This window comes from Pseudanabaena sp. 'Roaring Creek', assembly GCF_001402795.1.
Lineage (GTDB): Bacteria > Cyanobacteriota > Cyanobacteriia > Pseudanabaenales > Pseudanabaenaceae > Pseudanabaena.
Genome location: NZ_LIRE01000410.1, coordinates 1 through 4,329, shown reverse-complemented (window position 1 = coordinate 4,329; position 4,329 = coordinate 1). Strand labels below are relative to the sequence as shown.

General features: G+C 40.2%; 7 protein-coding genes and 1 pseudogene. 2 read left to right on the top strand and 6 right to left on the bottom strand.

Going from position 1 to position 4,329, the window contains the following annotated elements:
* Positions 1 to 104 precede the first annotated feature (104 nt).
* The 5 genes from AC805_RS13685 to AC805_RS13665 all read right to left on the bottom strand — a co-directional run bounded on the left by AC805_RS13685 (position 105) and on the right by AC805_RS13665 (position 2,953).
* Positions 105 to 347, bottom strand: a complete 243-nt coding sequence (locus AC805_RS13685) for a DUF4926 domain-containing protein (RefSeq protein ID WP_055075941.1) — start codon at positions 345 to 347, stop codon at positions 105 to 107.
* Positions 348 to 357: 10 nt separating this feature from the next.
* On the bottom strand, positions 358 to 690 hold the full coding sequence (locus AC805_RS13680) for a DUF6883 domain-containing protein (protein WP_055075940.1): 333 nt from the start codon (positions 688 to 690) through the stop codon (positions 358 to 360).
* Positions 691 to 907: 217 nt separating this feature from the next.
* Positions 908 to 1,369 carry a hypothetical protein gene (locus tag AC805_RS13675; protein WP_055075939.1) on the bottom strand — a complete coding sequence of 154 codons (462 nt, stop codon included), beginning with the start codon at positions 1,367 to 1,369 and terminating at the stop codon, positions 908 to 910.
* 13 nt (positions 1,370 to 1,382) lie between these two features.
* Positions 1,383 to 2,000, bottom strand: a complete 618-nt coding sequence (locus tag AC805_RS13670; protein WP_055075938.1) for a bifunctional 2-polyprenyl-6-hydroxyphenol methylase/3-demethylubiquinol 3-O-methyltransferase UbiG — start codon at positions 1,998 to 2,000, stop codon at positions 1,383 to 1,385.
* A 419-nt stretch (positions 2,001 to 2,419) separates the two neighbouring features.
* Entirely contained in the window at positions 2,420 to 2,953 is a 534-nt protein-coding gene (locus AC805_RS13665; RefSeq protein WP_055075937.1) for a YHYH domain-containing protein, read from the bottom strand.
* Positions 2,954 to 3,048: 95 nt separating this feature from the next.
* On the opposite strand from AC805_RS13665, the gene AC805_RS13660 reads away from it, so the two are divergent.
* Positions 3,049 to 3,255 (top strand): hypothetical protein, encoded by a 207-nt coding sequence (locus AC805_RS13660; RefSeq protein WP_055075936.1) that lies wholly within the window; start codon positions 3,049 to 3,051, stop codon positions 3,253 to 3,255.
* Between the two features lie 8 nt (positions 3,256 to 3,263).
* Positions 3,264 to 3,587, top strand: coding sequence for a hypothetical protein (locus AC805_RS13655; protein ID WP_055075935.1), 324 nt, complete (start codon positions 3,264 to 3,266; stop codon positions 3,585 to 3,587).
* A gap of 34 nt (positions 3,588 to 3,621) precedes the next feature.
* On the opposite strand, the pseudogene AC805_RS26310 reads toward AC805_RS13655, so the two are convergent.
* Positions 3,622 to 4,329 (bottom strand): annotated as a pseudogene (locus AC805_RS26310) (DNA topoisomerase I); the annotation flags it as partial.

Genomic DNA, 4,329 nt, shown 5'->3' with positions numbered 1-4,329 from the left:
GGGATATGCTTTTGGCTGTTTTGAGTTTCTCGCCTATTTTTGTGGCGACGGTTGATTTGGCTATATTCTCTAGGATTGCTGTGAAGGTCATGGGTTGGGAATAGTCATGAATAGACTAATTCAGGTTCATTGATGAGGCGTAATAGCTTGACAGGTTCGATTGTTTCCATAGCGAAGGTATTGCCTTTTTTATCGGTAAAGTCGATTAGGAATGCTTTGTTATCAAAGGACATTAAAACTGTTCCCATTTGTCCTCGTCGCAGTAGGATTTGCTGGTGAGTGACTTTATGCGTAGCGATCGCCTCTTCGGTTAAAGCAACAAGGTCATATTCTTGGATGTCGTTCATAGTGTTTTTTCTAATCAATAGGATAAGTATTCGTAAGGCGTGGAAAGTCTTCAGTAATTTTGATAATCCAACAACTCAGAATTAGTGATTCACCAATATCAGTATGAAGTTCAAATGCGAGATCGTAGTGAGTGCCATATTGATCTACCTTGTAAAGTTCAGCTTCACCTTCAATGGCAGCTTCTTTTAGAGCCTGCTCTAGAATTTCTTTATTGGCGATGGTAATACCAAGACGTTTTTCAAAAAGTAGAGCTTTATGTTTACCTTTCTGATGTTCATAGTTCAGACAGTAGCGTTCGAGTTTATCTCCCAGTTCGGCTCTGTCCCCGTTGGGAAGTTTCATTAGCTTTAATGATTATACTGTAGTACCAATTCTAATGCTTTTTAGGCATATATTTTTAGAAGTATGGTTTATGCTGATGTCTGTAAGTGGCTGTATGCATGAGCTTTAGCGAATTGTAGCTAATGCTCTAAGAGTAAGTAGACTGGAGGCTTCGATCACCCAATCGTCGTAGGTTTTCGCCGAGGCGATCGCTTTTAGGATAATTTGCGTGATAGAGCTAGGTTGTGGGTTCAACAATGTCAATCTCTAGAGGATTGATTAATAGTTGCAGGAGATCGCCATATTTAATCTTGGGAATAGGAACTGCAACCAACTCCATCACTGAAGGATTGTGAAAATGTCGAATTTTCGTTTCTGGATGTGGATGGTAGACCCAACCATCGTAGCTTTCATCGTTATAAATGACTGGACATCGGGAAAATGAAAAGTCTTCAGGCGGATGAGCCTCTGTCCAATTCACCTGCCGAAAAGTGAACTGTGGGCTGTTCATGATGCAGATATAAGGTGAAATATCTACGTTGAGAGTGCCACTAAAGTAAGGTGACAAATCAAGCCCTAACTCTTTAAAAAAGGGTGTTTGTGTACGGATCGTGCCTGCTTGGTATGGGCTGTTTGGGGATCTGCCAGAAGCCACCTGATGCCCTTGTAGCAATTTTCCATATATTTTCTGTTGAGGCATATGTGTGTATATCTTAAATGATGACTTTTTGAGCAACGAAAACCAACCATGATTGACTTTCGATAGGCATACCTGTTGGACGATAATAATGCCTAAGAATTTGAAATTGTGCTTCTAAAAGTTTTGGAGCTAGGGTTTCATATTCCCAGCCAGTCACATAGCGATAACCCGTAGGTCTTTCGGCAAAACCTTCATGATTGCCTCGTACCATCGACATCACTAAAATTCCGCGATCGCACAGGGCATAATGTAAATGCTTAAGCACACGAAGCATTTCGGTTTTGGGTACATGGATTAGCGAAGCATTGGCAAAGATCCCATCAAAGTGATCATTCGGGAGATCGAGACTTAAAAAACTTTGTTCCCATACTAGGCAACCAGCCGCCTGTTTCGCCATTTCTACAAATGACGGAGTAGCATCTAGTCCTGTTACTGTATGCCCCATAGCCTGAAATGCAACTAGATCTCTGCCTGGACCACAACCAAGATCCAAAATTTTGCCTGGTACTCTAGGCATGGCTTCGATCAAAGCTTCACGATTTTGGGATACGTCATGCTCCCAAGTGCCGACGCGATAGGACTCTGCGGTAAGTTCATATTCTGCGATCGTGATCTGTTCGTGTTTTTCCATGCTGTGAATAAAGATTCTATAGTGAAAAGCAATAGTTAATTAGAGTTGACTATTATCGTTCAACACCTTTGTAATACCCTTAAGTAGGTAGGCGGTAATACCCTTAAGTAGGTAGGCGTAATTAAACTTACAATGATTTTCTGTTACAGCAACAGTTTGAGGCGTGGCTATCTTATATTTAATTCATCCCACCCCCTTACTCATTTGAAAGTGGTTGTTGTTTTATGATGGCAAGTATACTCAACATCCTTCGACACCTTAAGATTACTTTGCTTATAAAGACGGCTTTTTATGGCTAGGCTTAGTATCTCAGCAGGACACATGTAAAAAATGTAAAATACTATTCTAGAATAGAGATCGCCAAGCAAACAACAACAACCCTAACTGATTAGTTAGGGTTGTTGTTGTTTGCTTATTTGTTAATTACAAACCTGTTTATTTTCTTGAGTTTCTTGGATAACAACCTTATTAATTCCAAAAGAATTAGGAGATATAAAGAACCTATAACCACCATTATTTAGTTCTTCTACTTTTGTAATAGAAACCCATTGTTTATTGTTTCCAAAAGAAAAAATAGCCCCAATTTTTGAGTTTTTATGGTCAAACTTTTTGACTGAAAAATTATCTACTGTATAGCTAATTAAAACTCCTAGATTACCTTTTAACTTAGATTCAATTTTCTTGAAATCACGAATCCTGCCTGATTTAAAACTTGAATTATCTTCTTTTATTAAATCAACTTGAGAAAAAGTTTTTGATATAGTTGTACAAACAGTCGTAGGTGCAGAAGGTGTAGTGCTAGTTCCACTATTGTGACAGTGATACCCACCATTTTTTCTATCATTATGACATCCAGCCGCATTAGTACGACCTCCATGAGCATTAACAGGATTTTCAGTTAGAGGACAAATAATCGCCACTCCAAATATCAGTGCAACTAGATTTTTTTTCATAAAAAACAATAAGTTATGCACAAATATTTTAGTTTTTTTTTGTGAAAAAATAAAAAATATTGTTTAAAATCTTGAAATATTTTACAGATAAAAATATGGAAACAAACATCAACTGGCTTAAAGTTCTTGCTGCTGTAGTGATAGGATTAGCCGCAATCGCAGCCTTGACGTATTGGCAAACTCAGCAAAATCCTTTGAATGATGTTGATGTTGATTTGGGATTGCAAGGGTGCATTGTGCAATTTGCCCCCAATGGAGATATGACGGTGATTCCCTTTAACGATCCTAGATGCCCAAAATAGTTATGAACATGTCAGATTGGCCCCCATGCCCTAATTGCGGTGATCGCAACTTGTCTGAGGTTTGCGATTATGTCCAACCAGACAAACCAGATCGCGAGCCTTGGCTCTATTGGTGGTGTTTATCATGTAGCTGGAAATCTCAGATTTTCCACTACCCCGATACTCAACCAGAATTAGGACTGTGGGAACCAACTGAGAAACCCATAGAGGTGAATCAGACAACTTACAGAGATTTGCATAAATTGCTGCATGAACTAGCTGAAGATTTACCCTTCAATCAGCGTATTAAGGTAGCCCTGCAACGGCTTAAGTACGTGAAAATTGTTAATTAGATTGATCTTGAAAGCTATCTTGCTAGTTTTTTACTTATTCTGTAGCAACTTTACTTGATAATTGTTTAGGCTTTCTCTGAGAAGTTTTCTTTTCCTTCCCAGTTGCGACCTTACCCAAATTCGGCTTAGCCGCCTCATCCAAATCACCAAACTTCTTCGACCACCACTTCTCCTGAGAAGACCAGAAAAAGACCACATCCGCATGATCCTTGCGTTGACGCGCCTGAACATCCGCACACTTCAACATCACCTTATCCACACCATCCTTATTGTATGGAAACTTAGCCAAAGGCTTGCCACAGACAGGACAAGCAAAACTAGTAACCTCCGCCGTCACTGCATTTTCACCCTTCGGTTGAGGAATCTCCCACTGATTGCGGCGATCGCTCCAGAACATCACCAGATTCTCACAGCCATGCTCACACTTGAGAAAATGCCCGCCACTCACCTTCTTAGAAGGAATCTTACTGAGCGGATGAATACAAGCAGGACAAGCCACATCCGAAAGCTCATTTTTGCGATTACTTGGCTGTAAATCTGCACCGAGATTCGTATATGCCCGCGCCAGCATTGGCTGAAAATAGGACTGATGCCAACCAATCAAATAGCTTTGCCACTCCAACTTACCCACCGAGATTTCATCCAAAGTCGTCTCCATCCCTGCGGTAAAATCGGCTCTGAGCAGATCGGGAAAAGTTTTATACAACACATCATCCGTAGACATTCCCAAAACCGAAGGTTC

Excerpts from the sequence above, each read along its gene's own strand:
- AC805_RS13685 (WP_055075941.1), bottom strand. The coding sequence starts at position 347 with ATGAACGACATCCAAGAATATGACCTTGTTGCTTTAACCGAAGAGGCG.
- AC805_RS13680 (WP_055075940.1), bottom strand. The coding sequence starts at position 690 with ATGAAACTTCCCAACGGGGACAGAGCCGAACTGGGAGATAAACTCGAA.
- AC805_RS13675 (WP_055075939.1), bottom strand. The coding sequence starts at position 1,369 with ATGCCTCAACAGAAAATATATGGAAAATTGCTACAAGGGCATCAGGTG.
- AC805_RS13670 (WP_055075938.1), bottom strand. The coding sequence starts at position 2,000 with ATGGAAAAACACGAACAGATCACGATCGCAGAATATGAACTTACCGCA.
- AC805_RS13665 (WP_055075937.1), bottom strand. The coding sequence starts at position 2,953 with ATGAAAAAAAATCTAGTTGCACTGATATTTGGAGTGGCGATTATTTGT.
- AC805_RS13660 (WP_055075936.1), top strand. The coding sequence starts at position 3,049 with ATGGAAACAAACATCAACTGGCTTAAAGTTCTTGCTGCTGTAGTGATA.
- AC805_RS13655 (WP_055075935.1), top strand. The coding sequence starts at position 3,264 with ATGTCAGATTGGCCCCCATGCCCTAATTGCGGTGATCGCAACTTGTCT.